16 protein-coding genes and 1 pseudogene are annotated in these 17,166 nt (G+C 63.7%); 6 read left to right on the plus strand and 11 right to left on the minus strand.

Annotated features, from left to right (window positions below):
* Window positions 1-194: 194 nt before the first annotated feature.
* Window positions 195-911, minus strand: a complete 717-nt coding sequence (locus BMZ69_RS32215) for a hypothetical protein (protein WP_244543571.1) — start codon at window positions 909-911, stop codon at window positions 195-197.
* Between the two features lie 168 nt (window positions 912-1,079).
* On the opposite strand from BMZ69_RS32215, the gene BMZ69_RS27440 reads away from it, so the two are divergent.
* The 3 genes from BMZ69_RS27440 (at window position 1,080) to BMZ69_RS32225 (ending at window position 2,681) form a co-directional block, all read left to right on the plus strand.
* Window positions 1,080-1,538, plus strand: a complete 459-nt coding sequence (locus BMZ69_RS27440; RefSeq protein ID WP_139219251.1) for a hypothetical protein — start codon at window positions 1,080-1,082, stop codon at window positions 1,536-1,538.
* 14 nt (window positions 1,539-1,552) lie between these two features.
* Entirely contained in the window at window positions 1,553-2,335 is a 783-nt protein-coding gene (locus BMZ69_RS32220; RefSeq protein WP_139219253.1) for a hypothetical protein, read from the plus strand.
* A gap of 103 nt (window positions 2,336-2,438) precedes the next feature.
* Entirely contained in the window at window positions 2,439-2,681 is a 243-nt protein-coding gene (locus tag BMZ69_RS32225) for a hypothetical protein (protein WP_244543572.1), read from the plus strand.
* A 226-nt stretch (window positions 2,682-2,907) separates the two neighbouring features.
* Here the strand turns inward: BMZ69_RS32225 and BMZ69_RS31915 are convergent, their stop codons facing one another.
* Together BMZ69_RS31915 and BMZ69_RS27450 are read right to left on the minus strand one after the other, a co-directional pair.
* Window positions 2,908-3,102, minus strand: coding sequence for a hypothetical protein (locus BMZ69_RS31915; protein WP_210188105.1), 195 nt, complete (start codon window positions 3,100-3,102; stop codon window positions 2,908-2,910).
* 52 nt (window positions 3,103-3,154) lie between these two features.
* The gene (locus BMZ69_RS27450; protein WP_092162954.1) at window positions 3,155-3,910 is read right to left on the minus strand and encodes an SDR family oxidoreductase; all 756 of its coding nucleotides are present in this window, start codon (window positions 3,908-3,910) and stop codon (window positions 3,155-3,157) included.
* 48 nt (window positions 3,911-3,958) lie between these two features.
* On the opposite strand from BMZ69_RS27450, the gene BMZ69_RS27455 reads away from it, so the two are divergent.
* Window positions 3,959-4,708: a LysR family transcriptional regulator gene (locus tag BMZ69_RS27455; protein ID WP_244543573.1), complete on the plus strand. Its 750-nt coding sequence runs from the start codon at window positions 3,959-3,961 to the stop codon at window positions 4,706-4,708.
* Between the two features lie 400 nt (window positions 4,709-5,108).
* Here the strand turns inward: BMZ69_RS27455 and BMZ69_RS27460 are convergent, their stop codons facing one another.
* The 3 genes from BMZ69_RS27460 to BMZ69_RS27470 form a co-directional block, all read right to left on the minus strand.
* Entirely contained in the window at window positions 5,109-6,179 is a 1,071-nt protein-coding gene (locus BMZ69_RS27460) for a ligand-gated ion channel (protein ID WP_092162955.1), read from the minus strand.
* The gene (locus BMZ69_RS27465) at window positions 6,176-7,006 is read right to left on the minus strand and encodes a cache domain-containing protein (RefSeq protein ID WP_175507003.1); all 831 of its coding nucleotides are present in this window, start codon (window positions 7,004-7,006) and stop codon (window positions 6,176-6,178) included. Before BMZ69_RS27465 ends, BMZ69_RS27460 begins: the two co-directional genes overlap by 4 nt.
* Window positions 7,007-7,158: 152 nt before the next feature.
* Window positions 7,159-10,236, minus strand: coding sequence for a S8 family serine peptidase (locus BMZ69_RS27470; protein WP_092162964.1), 3,078 nt, complete (start codon window positions 10,234-10,236; stop codon window positions 7,159-7,161).
* Window positions 10,237-10,468: 232 nt separating this feature from the next.
* On the opposite strand from BMZ69_RS27470, the gene BMZ69_RS27475 reads away from it, so the two are divergent.
* Window positions 10,469-11,455 (plus strand): AraC-like ligand-binding domain-containing protein, encoded by a 987-nt coding sequence (locus BMZ69_RS27475; RefSeq protein WP_092162965.1) that lies wholly within the window; start codon window positions 10,469-10,471, stop codon window positions 11,453-11,455.
* 173 nt (window positions 11,456-11,628) lie between these two features.
* Here the strand turns inward: BMZ69_RS27475 and BMZ69_RS27480 are convergent.
* From BMZ69_RS27480 to BMZ69_RS27500, 5 genes and pseudogenes are all read right to left on the minus strand, one after another.
* Window positions 11,629-12,254, minus strand: a pseudogene (locus tag BMZ69_RS27480) (tyrosine-type recombinase/integrase).
* A 185-nt stretch (window positions 12,255-12,439) separates the two neighbouring features.
* Window positions 12,440-12,661: a hypothetical protein gene (locus BMZ69_RS32230; protein ID WP_092163013.1), complete on the minus strand. Its 222-nt coding sequence runs from the start codon at window positions 12,659-12,661 to the stop codon at window positions 12,440-12,442.
* 72 nt (window positions 12,662-12,733) lie between these two features.
* On the minus strand, window positions 12,734-13,459 hold the full coding sequence (locus BMZ69_RS27490; protein ID WP_092162966.1) for an outer membrane protein: 726 nt from the start codon (window positions 13,457-13,459) through the stop codon (window positions 12,734-12,736).
* 56 nt (window positions 13,460-13,515) lie between these two features.
* Complete coding sequence (locus BMZ69_RS27495; RefSeq protein WP_348272504.1) at window positions 13,516-13,980, minus strand: HdeA/HdeB family chaperone; 465 nt, start codon at window positions 13,978-13,980, stop codon at window positions 13,516-13,518.
* An 89-nt stretch (window positions 13,981-14,069) separates the two neighbouring features.
* Window positions 14,070-15,512: a DUF1254 domain-containing protein gene (locus tag BMZ69_RS27500; RefSeq protein ID WP_092162968.1), complete on the minus strand. Its 1,443-nt coding sequence runs from the start codon at window positions 15,510-15,512 to the stop codon at window positions 14,070-14,072.
* Between the two features lie 394 nt (window positions 15,513-15,906).
* On the opposite strand from BMZ69_RS27500, the gene BMZ69_RS27505 reads away from it, so the two are divergent.
* Window positions 15,907-16,911 carry a helix-turn-helix transcriptional regulator gene (locus BMZ69_RS27505; protein ID WP_092162969.1) on the plus strand — a complete coding sequence of 335 codons (1,005 nt, stop codon included), beginning with the start codon at window positions 15,907-15,909 and terminating at the stop codon, window positions 16,909-16,911.
* Window positions 16,912-17,166 lie beyond the last annotated feature (255 nt).

The following is a 17,166-nucleotide window of genomic DNA, read 5'->3' on the forward strand; positions in this document are numbered from 1 at the left end:
GCCGGGGGGAAGTCCAGGCAAGCCAGGGCGCTTGTCACGGTCAGTTCTGAGGCGGCGGCGTTCAATGACGGGGCGGCAGACGGATTCGCCGAGCTGGACGACGCGGTGGTCGACGGCATCATTGGTCGGTCCGTGAGGCCGCCATTGATCTTGCCGGTGGCGATCGAGAATTGCCTCGACGAAGTTGCGCGCGTTCATTTGCTTCCGCGAATCATGGCGACCACCGCGTTCCTTATCATTGCCGGCGCCGCGATCGGCACGCGGGTGCGGGCGAGGGCGGGCACAGTCTGGTCGGAGTGCCCCAATCTCTGGGCCTGTATCGTGACGCCGGCCAGCTGGCGCCGGATGGCGGTTGCGGCCAGCTTGTCTCGAAGCCCCTGCTGACGATCGAGGAGGGTGAGCTGGCGAGGTGGCAGGAGGCCCTCGGCAAGCTCGCCGAGGAAATGCTGGTTCACGGTGCCGCATTGAAGAACCATGCCGCTCCGGCGAAACGTGCCGAAGCTGAAGGCAGGCCCGAGCCACCATCGCCAGTGTGGTCGGGTGGGCAGAGTGCTCCTGTGATGCCCCGGATTACGGTGCACGAGATGGCCCCGCTTGCGATCGTCGAGGCTGCGGTCGCCGGGCGGGGCCTGTTCTACATGGCGGAAGAGGGCGGCAAGCTCTTGCGGGCAGCCCGACCCGGCGAGCCGCTTGGCGAACTCGTCCTCGCCGGCCATGATGGCAATACCTTCAATGTGCCCTTGGCGATGCATGCCGATATCCGGCGGATCGAGGGGGTCAGGTTGTCGCTTCTGATTGGGACCGTTCCGGCGGCGCTCTCGGACCTCAAGGTCTAGCGCAACGATCAACTCTTCGCGCGGATGATGTGGATTGCTCCGACCCGCAAGCCCGCCTTCGCCATTGCGCGCCATGCCGCAGACCTGACGGTGATCGAGAGCACCCTCTCCATTCTGCGGAACTGGGGGGACACAGAACACGAACTCGTCCTCAGCATGCAGGCGGTCGAGATTCTGTATCTGGCCGTGCGGCGTTGAGAACAGGAAGCTGCCCGGCTAGGCGGTGGCCCGGCTTCGGCCTGGATGAAACGGGCCGGCACGCAGGCAATGAGGGTCGCACTCGTCATCGAGATGCTGCGGGCGGCCACGACTGTCGAGCTGCGGCGGCCCCGGATGATCTCCGGCGGCACGCTCGCTGCCGCTGTCCGCTTCATAGATCTCGTGCCCGTGCCGGGCATGATGAAGGCTCTTACGGCGTCGGGGGCGACCGCGCCGGTTGGGCTGGCCGAACGAATCTTGCGCTATGTCATCGAGAACAAGCTCGCGACGGTCAACCGGAGGGAGCTGAGCAGAGGTCACCGCGGATTGTTTCCTGATGGCCCGGCTCTTCGTCAGGCCTTCGATAACCTGGTCATGGCCGGTGTCCTTCGGTGTCTTACGAGGTCAATCCGCGCCTGCGTGCTGCGGTCGCGAAGCGGCGTTTTCCGACCGGCTGAGATGTTTGATCAATCCAGCGTTTTCGAGCGCGTAACATCGGAGTAACAGGCGTATCCGATATGTCGATGCAGACTCCTACACGGACTGCCACGACCGAAAAGCGATACCTGAAGCGTTTTGGGGAGCTCTGGCGGGCCTCAGATGAACTCGGCCGTACCATTGGGGTCATGGATCTCGTGCGCCGATTTCTCGCCTGGTCGCTAGATCTGCGCCCCAACTCCGTCAGGCGACATCGATCTGCGATACAGTTCGGGCTCGATCGGCTGGAGAAGCGCGAGCCACATCTGCGCGCTGACGTCATCGAAACGTTGACCCTTCTGGATAGCTCCCGGCAGCAGGAGCCGGGTTTGACGCCGTTCCGGAAAACGAAACTTGTCGCCCCCTTGCGCACCTCGTCGAACAAGGCCAAGGCGGTCAGCGATCAGGATTTCGACCGTAACATCGCGGCCGCGCCACTGTACCGATCGCAGTATTCCGATGATCTAGTGGGTTCCATGAGAGCGAACATTTTGCCTGGACTGCGTCCGATCGATTGGCACGGGACCAGGATTACGATCACGGCCGGCACACTCGTCATGATCGTCTCCAATGGGAAAAACACCAACGACCGGTCGCATGGCGAGAGCCGGACCTTGATCTTCGAGGCGATCGATCCCGTCAGTCGCGAGCATCTGGTTGCGTGGGCCGAGCGGGTCAATCGGTTGACGCTGGAGGCCTACGAGACCCTGCTCACTCGAATTGAGGAGCGCATGCGCCAAATTGCAAAAAGTCTGTTCCCGCGGCGCAAACGGCGCCCCAGGCACGCTCCAGATAATGCGGCAGGAACATGCCGCTGGCGGTGACGTAGAGGTTCCGGCGCAGATAGGTCGCGATCGGCTGCGCCAAGCCCTCGACGCGATCCATCGCTGCCAGCCGGTCGGCATAGAACAGGACGAGCTCGTCCCAATGGCCGAGATCGATCTGCAGTCCGGACATACGATCGAAGGTGCCGGCCAGCACCAGGCGGACGAACTGGATGCCGGCATCGTAATGCCAACCCAGTCCGTAAGTGGCCAGCGCCGCGTCGATGTCGGGGGCAAAGCCGGAGTAATAGGCCTCTCTTGCGCCCTGTGGCGGCGTTCTCGGATGCAGGAGGATCGGAACCGAAGCGCTTCCGCACAGCGCAAGATCGGCTCGAAGTGGGGATGATCGAGGTTGTCGGGGCCGACCCCGCCGCACAGCATCGTGTCGATGAAACCGAGCGAGCGGACGCAGCGGTCGAGTTCGCTCGCGGCCTCGTCCGACATCGACACCGGCAATGCCGCCATGGCCCGGAAGCGACCGGGATGACGCGCCACAGCCTCGGCGAGCGCTTCATTCGTCCGTCTCGCGATCGCGACGCTCTCCGGGCCGAGGTCATGGAGGGCAGGCGTGGTCAGCGACAGGACCTGCTCGTCCACCCGGTCTCATCCATCAGGGCGATCCGCTCCTCGCCCAGACCCAGCAGCCGGCGCTCGATCGCGCTGGAATGAAATGCCACGCTGGGATCGATCGCATCGAGGCCGAGGGTCTGCCCGGCCTCGGCGACCTCCGGCGTCAGGACATGTTCTTCGATACCGATCAGTGCCATGGCGTTCTCCGATAACTGGTCACTGCTCAGGTTGGATGAGGCGGTGAGAGCGTCACCACGCGACGGTGCTCCCTTCCCGATCCAGGACGCGCAACCCCGGCTTGCCGCGCTGCGCGAGCAGCACGTTCACCACCTTCGGGATGCTGTCTTCGATGGCGAGCCGCGCCTTAGGGCCGCCGAGATCGGTCCGGACCCAGCCGGAGGCCATCAGTACCATCGGGCGGGGATCGCCGGCATGTCTCGCCGCATAGCTGCGCATATACATGTTGAGCGCAGCCTTGGAGCCGCGATAGACCTCGTGCCCGCCGTTCTCGTTGGCGCTGATGCTGCCCTGGCCTGACGACATCACGCCGATCAGGCCATCAGGCGGCACGAGATCGTGCAGGGCTTCGATCACCCGCAGCGAGCCGAGCGCGCTCGTGACCATGATCCGCTCGAACTGCTCGGTCGAGACCTGTGCGATGGTCTGGTCCTGGTTGGCGTCGGCGGTGCCGGCATTGTGGAACAGCATCGCGAAGCTGCGGCCGGCGAGGCGCTGGCGCCGAGCCGCGATCTGCTCGGGGCTGGTCACGTCGACATGGGCGATCTCGATCCGCCCTGGATTGGGGGCGGCGAGCTCGTGCAGCGCGGTGTGCTCGCACCTCACGGTTCCCACGACGTTCCAGCCCTTCTTCAGAAACTCTTCCGCCAAAGCGAGGCCGAGGCCGCGCGAGGCTCCGATGATCAGGATGACAGGACGAGCATTTTCAGCAGCTTTGACGGGTGTCGAAAACGGCCCGGTGACGGCAGCGGCGGTGACGATGGCCATGATTTCTCTCCTTCTGTTTGTCCGGACGGACCGGACAGGCATCGCTGGATGAGCGATCTCGACCTGAACCTGCTGACGGCGCTCGACGCGCTTCTCGCCGAAGGCAGCGTCACGAAGGCGGGTGCGCGTCTGAAGCTCAGCCCCTCCGCCATGAGCCGGACCCTGACGAGGCTGCGGGCCGCGGCGGGCGATCCGCTGCTGGTGCGAGCCGGCCGCGGCTTGGTGCTGACGCCGCGTGCCATGGCCCTGCGCGACCGAGTTCATGAGCTCAATCGCGAGGTCCGCGCCACGCTGAGCCCGCAGGATGACAGCCTGGACATCGCGTCCTTGGCGCACGCCTTCACTATTCGTGCCAGCGAGGGCTTCGTCGCGCTGCTCTGCGCGCCTGTGATCGCCGCTGTCGCAAAGACTGCTCCTCACGTCAGACTGCGCTTCGCTCCGAAGCCCGAGAAGAATGGACGGCCGTTGCGGGACGGCGTGCTCGGTGCCTTCGCGCCCGAGATCCGTGCTCAGCTCGTCTTTCGCGATCGCCTCGTCGGCGTGGCGCGGACTGGACACCCTCTCCTCGAAGGCTCTCTATCGCCCCAGCGCTATGCAGACTGCCAGCATGTCGTGGCGTCCCGCCGCGGGGTCTTCGAAGGCCCGGTTGACGAAGCGCTGGCGGAACTGGGGCTGGAACGCATCGTCGGAGCAGTGGTGCCGGGCTTCCCCGACGCGCTCGCCATCGCCGCGCGCTCGGATCTAGTTGCGCTCGTTCCCGCGTCCTGCGTCGATGGCGACACCGCAGCCCCGGGGTGAGATTGTCGTCTTCGATCTGCCCGTCCGAACACTCGAGATCGCGGTGTCGGCCATGTGGCACCCGCGCATGGACGCCGATCCGGCCCATCGCTGGATGAGGGAGACTGTGATCTCCGAATGTCGAAACGCTGCCTCGAAAGCACGATGACGGAAGTCGACGCGACCTCTAAGATGCGCCATGAGCAGAAATTCGAGGTCCGCCCGAAAGCAGACCTCGCTGGTCAATCTCGCGATGACCCGGAACCGACGCAGGGAGCTCTCGATCGGCGTAGCCGCCTCGCATTACCGATCGCTCGAATGCGGCCCCTCACCGTGCAGGCGTACCTCCATCCGGATAGCTTCCGATAGCCTGAATATCGCGGGGTGCTGCTCGAGCGAGGCCCCAAGCCCAATGGCGGAGCTATCCGGGCAGGGCGCGGACCGCTGCCCCGACGCAGATGATCAACATCATCGCCGGCACCGACCAGCGCAGATGCCAGCGTAAATCCGTAGCATGGTCGCGCCAGCGAAAGCTGGGGTGAGCAATCGCGACCGACAGCGCGATCTCAAACATCAGCACCGCGACGAGATAGAGATATCCCAGCGATATCATCTCGGCGACGGGGGTATTGAGGGAGATCGAGCCTGGGAACGAGGATTCGAAGGTGAAACTGATCGCGGCCAGGGCCAGCAATGACGAGAAGATCAAGCCACCCTTGTCCTGCTCCTTCAAACCTGGAGACCACAGCACGAACAGCGAGACGGCGAGCACCGCGATGATGGGAACGAAGATGCGCAGATGATAGCGCTCCGCATAGCGCGCGATCGTCACGGTCGCGTTGAGGCGCGAATAGGAGCGCGCATTCCAACCAATCGCAAGATCGTTGGTGAAGCGCAGTCCGACGGGCCGCCAGTCGACGACAGAGAGCGCGTCCGCGACGCCGGAGAAGGGGCGGTCGGCCTCCGTCGTCAGAACGATTGCCTCCTGCTGTGCATAACGCGGCAGCGAGAGTCCGATCGTCAGGTTCTGTCGGTCGAAGGGAAAGGCGTCCATGTTCATCCGAAAGCGGAAATCGCTTTCGAAGCGCTCGATCACCACGACCTCGCCATCGGCATGCACTGAAAGGGCGACGATGCGTGCGTCCCTGTCTCCGATCTGGTTGTCGAGTGCGAGGCCAGGCGACCAGATCGTCTTCAGATAATCGTCGGCCTCTTCGCCGACCCGATCCTCGCGGGCAAGGCCGCGCACGACCGCATTGAAGGCCAGGCGTGTGTCGTGCCAACGCTGGGTGAGTTCAAGATGCAATCGCCCTTGCCCAGAGACTTCCTTGATCTCCAGGACGTTGAGCACGCGCAGCGCAATATGGACGCGTACGGGCAAGCCGAAGGCCTCTGGCAGCGTAGCCTTGCCGTTGCCAGCTCTTTCCTCGCCCCATGCGCCTTGCGCGAGGCCGAGGAGGATCAGGAGGAGGAGAAGCAGGCGTCTGATCATGAAACGGCCCGCTGCTGACGCGACAACGCGAGAAAGCCGACAAAGGCGAGTATCCCGCCGCAAAGGGCGATGACGCATAGTTCCGTGTTTAGGCGGCGCCAGTCGGACCGCGGCTCCCCCTTGAGCATCAGGACGGTCCCGACCAGCTTGCCCGAGAAGTCGACCAATGGCTGGCTCATGAAAGCGTAGCGGTGCTCGCCGATCTGCCTGCGGCCGAACTCGATGTCCCGTTGCGGCTGTGTTCCCCGGGCACGCAGGAGGTCCAGGAAAAGCTGGTCGTCCGTCGATGCCATGATGCTGAGGCCGCCGACCGAAGGCAGCTTCGGGTCGAGCGCGACACTGGTGAGCGATGCTGCCGCGACCACCGCGATCTCGCTGTTGGTCGCCGTCTTCACGAGCTCGATCAAGGGCCGGATGTCGAGCCCGACCTCCATCGTCCCGAAGAATTCCGCACCATGCTGGACCAGAGCGACGCCGCGGATGCCGATGCCGGCGATGCCGATCTCGATTCCGGTCTGGGCGCGCCGCAGCCGGTTGGCCGCGACGATCATGGCCCGGAAGGTGGATATGTCGTCGCCGTGCTGGTCGGGGCGATGCATGCGCAGCAGGTAGCGCAGCTCCCTGTCGTGAAAGCCGAAGATCTGCACGTTCGCCTGCCGGCTGAGATACTTGTAGGCGTCTTGGGACAGAGCTTGCAGCCGAGTGCGGTCCTCAGCCGCGAGCGCGTCGCGTATCTCGGCATTGCGCGCAAAGGCTTCGGCGAGCGAGAGCGAAGACTTGGCAGCTTGATCGAAGCTTGAGCCGAGCAAGATCCCGACCAGCCGCATCTGCTCCTCGCGGCTGCGCGACGCGACCTGCTCGACGCTGCGATGCTGGTGCCAGAGCATGGCCCCGAGGATGCAGGTGAGGAGAAGAGCGGGGACGCTAGCGCCGAGCAGGCGTCGTCCGAAGGGGGGCAGCATGGGCATCTCCGGTTGGCCTACCAGCGGGTCATCGCCTGGAAGGAGAAGCGGTGGGTCGTGGCTCCCAACCGCAGGTCGCCGTCATAGGAACCGGCCACCTCAATCTGCGGGGTCACGAAGCCCGACAGGCTTGCGCCAATTACCGCTCCGTCCCGCGCCGCTCCCGGGCTTCGCGTTACGATGCCCGCACCCAGCAGGCTGGCCTGCATAACCGCGACATTGTCAGCGAACTCGTGGGACCAGTAGGCCTTGAGGTCGATACGCAGCTTCGTGTCGCCGGCTACGGGCGTCGACAGCCGGGCACCCGCTAGGGAACGCGCGGAAGTCTGGTTCTGACTGCGCAAATTGAGCGCGAAAGCTCCGGCTTGCGTCTCGGTCAGACCATCCTGTCGGGAATGGAGCACGCTGATCCCGGCTTCAGGCGACAGGTCGAGGCCGGCTACGGAGGCGAGGCGATATCCGGCGACGGCATTGCCGAAGAAGCCGTAGCTGTCAGCCTCGCCTTGGGCGACCCGCTGGGTATTGCCGAGCAGGATCGTCCTGCGAACGTCTGTCTTGCCATAGTTGGCGCCGATCGAGCCTCGCAGGGTCAGGGCACCGAAATCGGCGCGGCCATAGGTCGCCAGGCTGTAGTTGTCGAGCGCGACGCGATCGGCCGCATCGGCCTTTGGGTCTCCATTCGAGCGCGTGTATCCCAGGACGGCGCCGATCGTCCCGGCCCGGAAGGCGGCGGTTTCCGCACCGATCATGGCACCGGCGAGGCCGAAGCTTGAGCCCGTCCCGTTGGCATCGCCTCCCGTGCGCCCGAAACCGTAGAGAGCCCGCCCCCAGACCGCGCCGTCCCTGGCCGGCTGCACCCGCCTTTGCTCGACCGCAGCGCCACCAAGGCTGGCATAGCTGGCCGCCCCCAACCCAGTAAGCTGATCATATCGAGAAGGCCCGCCGGCCGTCAGGCGCTGATCGAGAGCCGCGCTGACCGTCCGCTGCGCGTTCATCATCGCCATGCGGGCATCGGCGTAGCTTTGCCCGGACAGCGAGCTCAGCGCACCGGGAAGCGTGCCTGACGCAGTCGTGTAGAGCGCGTCGAACACCTCCTGCCGTGCGGCATCAGGGCGCGTCCCGGCGGCTGGCCGCACGGAGTCTAGCGCCCTGGCAACCGAGGAACCATTGCCGTTGAGGCCCGCGAGAGAGGCATAGGATCCAGGTGTCACGACCAGCGACAGCCCGGCGACGCCGTAGAGCGCGTCGAAGCGGGCATCGGCAGGTAAACCATCGGCCGGCTGATCCAGCCCGTTGAAGCTTCCGCTCAAGCCTCCCTCAGCCACCAGCACCCGGAAGGCGTTTCCGGGCAAAGGCGTAAAGCTGTTGCTCGCATCTCCAGCGATGCCACGCAGCTTGGGGGCGATCCGCCCATCCACAGTGACGTGCCCCGACGCGGTCTGTGCGACGAGACGCGAATAGTTGCCCGCACCGTTGCTCGTTCCGGCTCCATCGATGTCCAGCACGAAGCGGTTCGTACCGCTGAAACTCACGGGCCCCTTGACGAACAGCGTCCCAGGGGAGTTGCCGGGCATGACCGTACCGGCGCTGAACAGGCCAGCCTCGATCGACCCCGTGCCGCGCAAGGTGCCCTGCTGGCCGACGGAGACCGTGGAAGCGACGGAGCCGCTCAGGGCCAGCGTTCCACCAATAACGGAGGTGCCGCCCGCATAGGTGTTGCGGCCGCTTAGTTCGAGCCGGCCTTCGCCCTGCTTGATCAGCCCGCCCGCGCCCGTGATGTCGTTGCCGAAAGTTGCCGAATAGCCCTTGGTGTCGACATCGAAGGTCTGCACGAACTGGCCGGGGCCGCGCACCGCCTTCCCGAGATCGAGCAGGCCCCAGCCATAGATCTCGGGCGATCCGAGATCGGTCGCCGTGGTGAGGATGGACTGGACCACCTGCGGCGCGGTCATGAACGGAAACGCCTCGCGAACGAGGGCGGCTGCGCCTGCCACATGCGGAGCGGCCATCGAGGTGCCGCTGGACAGATTGTACGGCTCCGTCGGGGAGCTGCCATTGGCCGGGGTCACGGTCGAGAGAATCCCGACACCGGGCGCGGCAAGGCACCAGGCGGCGGCAATGCCGCAATAGTTGCTGAACGACGCGATCTTGCGATCACGATCCACCGCAACGACGGCGATCGTGTAGGGTTGGAGGTCCGAATAGTTGAGGTTGCTCGAACTGACCTGGTCGCCATTGCCGTCCAGAAAGACATAGAGATTCTTGCCGGCGTTCTCCGGCCGGATCGCGGGGTAAAAGGCTGCTCCCGTCGGATTGCGCGCGATCACCGGCTGGTCCTCGCGCTCATTGCCGGCGGCGAAGACCATGACCATGTCCGAAGCGCCTGCCTGACGAATGGCCGAGACCTCGGCAGAGGTGCCGTCGATGCGATAGGGCTGGATCGGGACGAGGCTGTAGTCCGGGTTGGGGCTGCCGTCCGGCAGGGTCAGCGCAGGATAAACGGGGCCATAGCTACCGTTGAGTACCTTCGCGCCCCGCTCGCTCGCATAGCGGATGGCGGCAGCCGTGTCCCCGCCGCTTGGGGTGATCGCGCGCAAGGCAAGTATCTCGGCATCGTAGGCGACGCCATGCATGCCGCGGCCGTCTTTCGCGGCGGCGATGGTTCCAGCCACATGGGTTCCGTGCGACGTCGTATCCCGGTCGAAGATGTCGTTCGGATCGGGCAGGTCGAAGCCGAAATTGCGCGACAGCGGCGAGAGTCGGCCGGCGAATTCGGGATGCGTGAGGTCGATGCCGCTGTCGACCACCGCCACCAGTACGCCCTTGCCGCTGAGTCCAAGCGCATAGGCGTCGGCGGCATTGATCTGCGCCAGGCCGTAGCTGGCGTTGTATTCCGGTGTCGCGAAATATGCGGGCGCTGGGGGCATTGTGGCACGCGGGAGATTGCGGACTGGGAGGCGGAAAAACGCGTCCGGCAGCGCGGGTAGATCCGATGCCGAAGCGGCAACCGGCATGAGAGCGGCAAGAAGCGACGCCGCGGTCGCGCAGAGGAAGGTGGAGCGAAGAACGGCGCGGCGTGCGGCGATAGTCGGCATAGGCAAGGCTCGTCAACGTGGTCCAGCAGGCGTGGACCGATCGTGCGGCGCGTAACATGGAACGAAAATCGGGGAGACGGTGGAGAGGCGACGCTGCGTCCCAATCATCCGGGGCGACGTATCAGTGCTCTCTCATCGGCCCATTTACGTTATCGCAGCTCTCTTTCGTTTAGAAAAACGTCGCGAACGCCTGATAACGGGCGGCGCTGCGAGAGGGCGGGCAGGCTGGGCGATGGGCAGCGAAGGCGATCATGCGCGGCAGCGTTTCGGGAGCTGGCGCGAGACCATTGCGCCAATCTTCGACGTTCGGCCGCTTGCCGGCGACTGGGATGCCGGATTTCATGCCGAGCTGGACCGACACCATCTGAGCACCGCGCTGGTCGGGCAGGTGGCAACGAGCGCCCAGCATTACGAACGCTCGGAAAGCCTGATTGGCGCGGTCGGCGTCGATCACCTGCTGATCCAACGCTACGAGACAGGCCATACGACGCTCGACCTGGATGGGGAGGAGGTCCACGCCGGCCCGGGCGACGTCGTGATTTTCGACCTGTCCCGTCCCGTGCGCTCGCACGCCTCCGACATGCGGGCGGTCAACCTGGTGTTGCCGCGCAGCCTGCTCGCGCTTGATATCGGCAGTCTGGACCGGGTGCATGGCACCGTCCTGTTCGGGGCGAGCCCACTCGGCTCGCTGGCGGGTAACCATCTGCGCAGCCTGCTGAAAGCGGCGCCCACGCTCGAGCCGACAGCAGCCCCCAATATTGCCAAGGCCAGCGCACAACTGCTGTCGGCCTGTCTCTCTCCAGCATTGATGCGCGAGAGTGAGGCTCCGGCAACGCTGACGGCGAGCATGGCGATGATCTGCCGCTTCGTCGATCGCCGGATCGGCGATCCCGCCCTCGATGCCAGGATGCTTTGCAGCGCATTCGGCCTGTCGCGTTCGGCGCTTTACCGTCTCTTCGCCCCGATCGGTGGTGTCTCTGATTACATTCGCCAACGCCGTCTGGCGCGAGCACGTCTGGCGCTCAATGCTTCGACGCGCGGAAGAGGTGGCATCGGGAAGATTGCGCGTCAGTTCGGCTTTTCGAGCGACGATGCCTTCTCGCGCGCTTTCAAGGCACAGTTCGGTATCGCGCCGCGCGATGCCGCGCATCTGCGCCTGTCGCCTTCGCTCGACGCGGACGACGGCAGCTTGGCGAACTGGCTCCGGTACTTGGGCTGACTTCACGCTTTCCGCTGGAAAGCCAGAGTCTGGTGTCCCGCATTGCAATCCGGCCACCGGGGTTCGGCGAATGTTCGCTTGCGACCCAAACCGGACATGCATGAGCATCCCCGCCAGGTGAGCAACGAGGGCGCAGAGATTCCAGTAGGACGGTGCCCGTTCCCCAGGTGAAGCTACAGGTCCGTCTGCTCGGACAGGAGCGGGGCATCATCAACTTCAATGCCGAAGTATCGGACCGTGCTGTCGAGCTTGGAATGCCCAGCAGCAGCTGGCAGGCGCGAAGGTTGCCGGTTCGCTTGTAGATCAACGCAACCTTTGTCTGCCGCAGGCTGTGCGTTCTATAGAGTGCGGGATCGAGGCCGATCAGGGCGACCCAGCCATCGAGCAAGCGGCCGTATTGCCTCGTCGTCACGTGATCGCCGGGTCGACTGCGGCTTGGGAAGAGCCAATCGCCGCCTCCTGCTGGTCGTTTCCTGAGCCAGGAGGTGAGCGCCTCTCGAGTCGGATCGGTCAGCTCGAAAGGCACCGGCCTGCCAGTCTTCTGCTGGATGATCGACGTCCTCAGCCTCACGGTTCCGCCGAGCACAACGTCGGCCACACGAAGCCGGACCAGATCGCAGCCACGTAGGTTGCTGTCGATCGCGAGATTGAATATCGCCTGATCACGTACACGATGTTCGTGCTGCAGCCGTGTCCGGATCGCCCAGATGTGACGTGGCTTAAGCGGCGGCTTCGGGCCAATGATGCGGCCGGTGTTCCAAGCGGGGCGCTGATGAGTCTGCTGAGCTTCGACAAGCATGGCGCATCCTCCATTGGGATGCCGCATCCGAGACATCTATATCGCATGCGCCGCTCGTCTGATGCGCGATTTGCGGAGGTTGGGAACTTCGCCGGAAGCAGACATTGCCGAGTGACGCCAGGTTTTTGCTCCCGGCCTGGCCCGGTGGCCCTCATGAGAGGTCTGGAAGGTTCATTGGCTCGCTGTCAGCGGCACACGCGCCTGCCGTTGACGATGGCGCACCCGCGTCGCACGGGCGCGATAACCACGGCACGCGGAGCGACGGGCCGACGCGCCACCACGGCGCCATTCGGCCCCGCACAACCAGCTCGCACGACCCCGCGTGCGCAAACGACGGCGCTCGCCTCCGTCGGCGCGAGGGCCGCTGCCAAAGCCAAGATACCCCAGCCGAAGATCGCATGTTTCATGGCGTTGCCCCTGTGTCGGAACCGAAAGATGAGACGGTCGCCGACGACCTGCACGCAGGCCGCCCGAGAGGATCAGAACTTGTAGAGCAGCCGCCCGACAACCTGATTGGTGCTCAGTTGCTGCTTAAATCCGACGATCCCGAGGCTGCCGACGCCGACCGGGTAGGTGTAGGTATCCTCCTGGAATTGCGCGTACCGATATTCCAGGCCAGCGATCCAGTTGTTCGTGATCGCATATTCGGCACCGGCGCCGAGGGTCCAGCCGAAGCGCGTGCTGTCGCCTGCGCCATAGGAATAGCCAGTGCCCGTCACCGTCGATTTGGGCGCGGCCAATGCAAGGCCGCCGGTCGCGTAGACCATGAACCGGTCGAAGGCATAACCGACACGCAGCCTGGCCGAGCCAGCCCAATTGGTATGGGCGGTGATGAAGTCGCCGGTCAGCGCTGTGTGCCGCTGCTTCCCGGTGATGAGGGCAGAGCCGTCAATCTCGCCACCAAGGACAAGCTGGCCGATCTGATGGTTGTAGCCCACCAGCAGACCGGCCGCGATGCCGTTCTTGTCCAAGCTGGGCAGTGAGGCAACGGCAACCCGGCCGGCGATTGCGGCACCTGGCGTCAGCTCGGTTCTGGTCTGCGCCCAGCCGGCCTGGGCGCCAACATAGAAGCCGCTCCATGTGAACGCTGGCGGCAACGGAGCGGCAGGCTCGATCCTCCTTGACGGGAGGTCGGCGGCCTGTGCAGCGATCGAGAACATTGCGAGGGCAAGTCCGGCGCCAAGCTTCGTATTTGAGGTGGACATCTTTGACTCGCCCTTCGTGAACGGCAGAACGGTTATACGCACTGGCCAGCAGGTGCTTATTTCAGGTGGATTCCCAGCTTGGCGCGCTCGTCCTTGAATACGACCGCCAGCGCCTCGATGACCTTCTTCCCGGGATTGGCCTTGCAGTAGACGATGACTTCGTGCTCCACGACCTTGCCCTTCTTGAGGTCGAGGAAATGCTTTTTGGCGAGACCGTTATACCAGCCGCTATACCAGGCGGAGAGGAGATCGGCGTCTTCCTGAAAGGTCCCGGCCAGTTGTGCGCAGGTCAGGGCCTGAACGTCGATGAAGCCGTTGGCATCGACATAGTTCGTGAGCGGAACCTGGGCCGTCGCCGGAGACGTGGCGGCGCAGACGATCGACACCGCCATGGCGGCAAGAATTCTGGACATGATGATCTCCTGTCTTGAACCGTAGAATGCGTGGCTATTGAACTGAAATCGCAACTTGATCATGCCGGCTGCTGGCGCCTGAGCCACCCTGGCGGCATCGCGCTGCATTCGCTGTCGGCAGTTGCACTGCCGACAGCGCGAGAACCGGCGTTATCTCGACGGCCTTGCGACGGAGAAGCGGACGAAGCTCTCGTCTTCTATGAAGCCCGTTTCACACCGGGCGGCTGCCACGTCCCTGTGCCCGCCGGCAGGATCGAGGGAGCTTGCGTCTTCGGCCAGTACAGGCGCATCACCAAGTAGATCAGCCCGTTCGGGGCAGGCAGCCAGTTGGCTTCCTTGTCGGCACCCGGAGACTTGTTCTGGATATAGAGCGTCAGCGACCCATCCGCGTTGGTCTTCATGGTGGGCAGCATGGGCGAGTTGATCAGATAGCGGTTGATCGGGTTTTCGATCAGGAGCTGGCTCTTGCCGTCGTACATGGTCAGCGACCAGAAGGCGTTGACCGGCGGCTGCTGACCGGGCGGGAACGTCAGGGTGTAGCTGTGCTTGCTGCCGTCGAGCGTCTGGCCCTCGCTGTCGACACGCGTGAACGGATAGGTCGCTTCTTCCGGGTCGTTCCCATAAATGCCAGCCTGGGCGGCGACGGCCCGCTTCATCCAGTCGCCATTGTAGTGAGCGCTGTCGCCGGGAAGACCGCTGACCCGCCAGCCATTGATCGTCTTGCCGACATTGGCGACGGCCTCATCGACCCTCCGCTGGCCTTCTTTCATGCCGAGGCCGAACTCCAGTTTCTTCTCCAGAGAGAGGTCCTTGAAGTTGAAGGTCTTGCCAGGTCCAATGCCGATACGTGCCAGCTTCGCGCGCATCTCCTTCTCATTGTCTTGCGCCGGAGCGAACTGCAGCGCGAAGTCGAGATACTCAAAGAAATTGGTCTTCACGAGCTCCTTGTCGATCTTCGGGAAGTCGATGGCCGGCGCAGCCGCCGGCGGCGTCCGCTTCAGATGCGCCGAGAGCATCTGTACCTTGTAGCCAGCCTGCACCTTCTCGACATTGCCCAGATCATCCGGGCCGAAAAGCTGAGTGCGATAGCCCGCAAGGGCAAATTGTGTGCTCGAACGAAACACCTGCTTGATGCCCGCCGGGGTGTCGCCCTTCCAGTCGGGCCCGACCACCATGTAGTCGCCGGCCTCGCTGCCGGTGGCACGGGTGCCGACATAGCCGAAATTGTAGGTATTGCCGTCGCAGAGCATGATCGAGTAGTAGCGCTTCGGGTCGATCCCCGGCACCGAGAGCACAATCGGCTCCGCCCGCAAATCCAGCCACGCGAAGGAATAGGGTGTGTCGCTGTTCGGCGTGACGATCGCCGTATCCTTGTAAGTGAAGACGTTCGGTTCGTTTTTGATCTGGTTGAACGATGCCTTGAACTGACCGGAATTGCGATCAATTGCATATTCATACATGATGGCATAGTTCATTACGATAGGCAGGCCGTAGATGAAGCCTGCTTCGGCGATTTCCTTGGCTTCAATCATGCTGGGCCATTCGGCCTTGTTCTGGGCAAAAGCAGGGCTCGATCTCGCAGTCGCGGCGGTGAATCCGACCAGCGCAGCAGAGCAAAGCAAATCGCGTTTCGTCAGCATCTGAACATTTCCTTCCGGTTCGCAAATTGCAGCCAGGGGCGGTGGTTCGTACTAAGAGATTCGCCGAAATTCGTTGACTGTTCGAAGTATGAACTGGCGCTGCACCCGAACAAATTCTGCGCGGATCTGACCAGAACGTTGGTGTTGATCGCTGAAGCCCCCACCAGCGCGACGTCTGGAAACGACAAGGTCGCGAAGAGCGCCAGTTTGGTTAAACCGGCGAGCCTTCTGCACAGGTTCACAGCTGAAAATTCCTTAAAGCGATCGAACCTATGACGGTTTCCCCAAGGGATTGTCCCGTTTGAGTGATACTTATACTGTAGAATAAACCAGTGATCGGAATTCGAAACCACTCATTTTGCGCCAATCTTGCGACATTTGGAGCGTCCAGCGCATGGCTGAGATCCCAGTCATCTCCAGCCATATCCTGCACGGCCTGCCCGCCTTCGTGCGTCAAGAAATCGGGGAAAGGGCGCTTCTGCGGGCGAACCGCGCCGCCGGCTTCGACCTCGAACTGACCGAGGGCCGGAACTGCTTCATCCCGCACGCTGCGGTGGTCGGCTTCATCAATGCCGCCGCACGAGAGGCGGGCGCGTCCAATCTCGGGCTCCTGATCGCCCCAATGATGAATGCCGCCAATTATGGCAGTTTCGGCCGCTACGTCCTGGGAGCCGATACCCTCGGCCAATCCATCCAGCGGAGCGTAACCGCCCTTTGCTATCACTGTACGAACGACAGGATGTCAGTCGCGATCGTCGGCGACGAGGCGCGGTATAGCTATGTCTTTGCCCTGGCTGGCCATGTTGGTTACGACATGGTCGCCGGCGCGGCTGCCGGCGTCCTGCTGAGCCTCTTCCGGGCCTATCTACCTTCCGAGTGGCGCCCACTGCGCATCGAACTTGATATCAACAGACCACGCCAAACCAGCCTGTTCGAAGATCTCTTCCAGTGCCCGGTCCTTTTCAACGCGCCAGCTGTGACCATTGTCGTGGAACGCCATCATCTATCTGCTGTACCGCGCTGCACCTCATGGCCCATCGTCACCATCGAGGACGTGGCGCGAGACCGGCCCGGCGGCGCTCCACGGGATCTGCTCGACGTCGTCATGGAGCAGATTCGGGCCCAGGTGCTCACCGGCAGCGTGTCTATCGATCGTGTTGCACGACCGCTGGGCAGCAGTGTCCGAACGCTGCAGCGTGAGCTGGATCGGGCTGGTACCGATTTTCGCAGCTTGACGAACGCAGCAAGACTTCAAAGAGCGACCGAGCTGCTCCGGCACACGGACGGCTCGATCACCCGTGTTTCGGCGGAGATGGGGTATTCCTCGCCCGCCAACTTCGCGCGCGCCTTCCAAAAAGCGACTGGGCGCACGCCCCGGGAATTCCGCTCGAACATGTAGATTTCAAGGTGAGCGTTAGGACGGCAGCGCCCTTGATCAGTTGCGGGGGTAAAGGCCGGAGACTTATTTGATCCCTGGCCGTTCCAGCTCCTGTCCCCGTGTGAGGAATTAGTTGGAGCAGCGTTCCGATTTCAGGTTCGCGCCCACGCGCTCGTAAGCCGCTTGGGCACCTTCCAGGAAGCGCCAGTTGCGGACATTGGCTGGCTGCAAGGAGGCGGACGTTCGCGCAGGCGCCGCCTAACGCAGCGTCCATAT

Origin of the sequence: Allobosea sp. CRIB-10 (assembly GCF_900112185.1) — a bacterium.
Lineage (GTDB): Bacteria > Pseudomonadota > Alphaproteobacteria > Rhizobiales > Beijerinckiaceae > Allobosea.